Below are 2,296 nucleotides of genomic sequence, written 5' to 3'. Positions count from 1 at the left end.
TTATAAATTTAAATACAGATACCCCTTGATTTTATCTTTGAGGAAATAAATCAAGGGGTTAATAAATCATGTAGTCCTATATACTTTTTGTATTCATTACCCTCATTGCATTTAATATTGCGATTATTGTCACACCCACGTCAGCGAATACAGCTTCCCACATAGTTGCAGCTCCCACCGCACCAAGTGCAAGGAATATGGCTTTAACCACTAATGAAAGCACAATGTTTTGCATCACAATTTTCCTAGTCCTTTTTGCTACTTTAATTGCAGTGACAATTTTTGATGGTTCATCCGTCATGATAACTATATCAGCTGCTTCAATTGCAGCATCAGACCCCAAGCCGCCCATTGCCACGCCGATATCCGCTCTTGCAAGTACCGGAGCATCGTTGATGCCATCACCAACAAATACAATTTTCCCCTTATGAGATTTCTTAGCATCCAGAGCCTCAATTTTTTCTACCTTGTCGGCCGGTAACAATTCAGTATACACCTTGTCAATTCCAAGTTGGGTTGCTATTTTTTCCCCAACTGCCTTCGAATCACCAGTAAGCATAACAGTATTTCTAACACCTAATGCCTTCAATCCTTTAATCGCATCAGCTGAATCTTCCTTCACTGCGTCAGAGATTACAATATTGCCTGCATATTTCTTGTCTACTGCAACATGTACTATTGTACCCAGAGTCTCAACTTCCTGATATTTAATGTTTTCTTTATTCATCAGTTTGCTGTTTCCGACAAGAATCTCTTTACCACCAACTTTAGCTAAAATCCCATGACCTGCAATTTCCTCATAGTTTTCAATTTTAGTAATATCGACATCTTTGTTATAGGCTTTCAGAATGGACAGTGCAATTGGATGACTTGAGTGACTTTCAGCAAATGCTGCATATTCAATCAATTCCTCATCAGTAAAATCGGCTTGGGGGTTAACATCCACAACCTCAAATATACCTTTAGTTAAAGTACCTGTCTTATCGAAAACAACCACTTCAACATTGTTCAACGCTTCAAGATAGTTGCTGCCTTTTACTAATATCCCCCGCTTAGACGCTCCGCCAATCCCTCCGAAGAAGCCCAATGGTATTGAAATCACTAACGCACATGGACAGGATATAACTAAAAACACTAAGGCTCGATATATCCATGTAGAGAAAGTTGCATCGGGGATCACCAATGGAGGTATGATTGCTAAGGCTAACGCTCCAAACACTACAATCGGAGTATAGAAACGCGCAAATTTTGTTATAAATTTTTCTGTAGGAGCCTTCCTACTGCTGGCATTCTGAACCAGATCCAAAATTTTAGATACAGTTGAATCACCAAAATCCTTTGTTACCTCTATAGTCAAAACACCATTTATATTAATGAATCCGCTCAATGCATCGTCTCCTGGCTTGAGTTCACGAGGAACAGATTCCCCTGTTAACGCTGCAGTGTCAACCATTGAGTTTCCTTCTATAACCTTGCCATCGAGGGGAACTTTTTCTCCTGGTTTAACAATAATGATGTCACCTATGTTTACCTCTTCAGGAGATACTTTCCTGATCTCATCGCCAACTTTAAGATTTGCATAGTCAGGACGAATATCCATCAAAGCACTTATTGATTTTCTGGAGTTACCTACAGCTATATCCTGAAACAATTCACCTACCAGATAGAACAGCATAACTGCTACACCTTCTGGATACTCTCCAATGAAGAAAGCACCAATGGTAGCAATACTCATCAAAAAATGCTCACTGAATACCTGACCGCGGGCAATACCTTTTATTGCTCTTAAGACAACCTCTCCACCAACTATGATATAACTAATAATAAACAAGGTAAGCTCAAGCCAATTTTGGAAATTAAAGATGATTCCCACGGCAAATATTGCTCCACCGACCACAAGTCTTATGATTTCTTTTTTGTTGACACCTTCTTCTTCCTCTTCGTTATTTTCGTTTATTTTGGTCTTGGAGTTATTCTCCTCAAAAATGACCTTTACATCTGGCTCTATTTTCTTTACTATGCCTTCAATCTTCTCATTTAACTCAGAGCGGTTGACTTTCGGACTTATTTCCAGTGTTAGTTTCTTCGAAACAAAATCTACTGCAGCAAATTCAACTCCTTCTAGACCGCTTATTTCTTTTTCCATTTTAGCTGCACAATTCGCGCAGCCAAGTCCTTCAAGCATTACTATGCTTTTGTTCACCTTTTTCTTCTCTGCATCAACTATTTTAACATCCGTCTCAAGTTTATTTACAATGGATTTTACTACTACAAGAATATTACCAAATTCCTTTTT

The 2,296-nt window shown here is 38.7% G+C and carries 1 protein-coding gene; it reads right to left on the bottom strand.

All coding sequences use genetic code 11. The annotated features are described in order from the left end of the window. Positions 1-76: 76 nt before the first annotated feature. The coding region (locus AA81_RS03250; RefSeq protein WP_281256287.1) for a heavy metal translocating P-type ATPase at positions 77-2,296 on the bottom strand (2,220 nt) is incomplete at its 5' end.

The sequence above is a fragment of the Petrotoga halophila DSM 16923 genome, from assembly GCF_002924615.1.
This window is presented reverse-complemented; position numbering and strand designations above follow the sequence as displayed.